Source organism: Psychrobacter sp. TB20-MNA-CIBAN-0197 (assembly GCF_040309765.1).
In the GTDB taxonomy this organism is placed as follows: Bacteria; Pseudomonadota; Gammaproteobacteria; order Pseudomonadales; family Moraxellaceae; genus Psychrobacter; species Psychrobacter submarinus.
Genome location: NZ_JBEOPC010000180.1, coordinates 1 through 373 on the forward strand (window position 1 = coordinate 1; position 373 = coordinate 373).

The 373-nt window shown below is 48.3% G+C and carries 1 protein-coding gene; it reads right to left on the minus strand.

The window, feature by feature from the left end:
• Window positions 1-373, minus strand: a 373-nt coding sequence (locus AAEY83_RS13210; protein WP_351059439.1) for a S8 family serine peptidase, incomplete at both ends; no start/stop codon positions are given.

Consider the following 373-nt stretch of genomic DNA (forward strand, 5'->3'; position numbering starts at 1 on the left):
ACCGCAGAAACTGTGCCGGCTAGGTGCGTGCCATGCCAGCTAGAGTTTTGTGCACCGTTAGTACCACATTCATTCGCAGCAACTGCATCACCAGGATCACGTGCATCGCTATCGCGACCACCACCGTCATTAGCTACCGAAAGGTTAGAGATCATATCGTAACCCGGTAAAATATTAGCGTTTAAATCAACATGAGGGCGATAGCCTGTATCGAGTACTGCAACAACAACACCGCTACCAGTGGCTGTATCCCATGCGGTAGGTAAGTTTAAGCCGCCAGCTTGTTCATAATAATGCCATTGGTCGTCAAATCGTGGATCATTAGGCGTTGCAAACGGTTGCAGCATTTGATCGACTTCAATGTACTCAACGT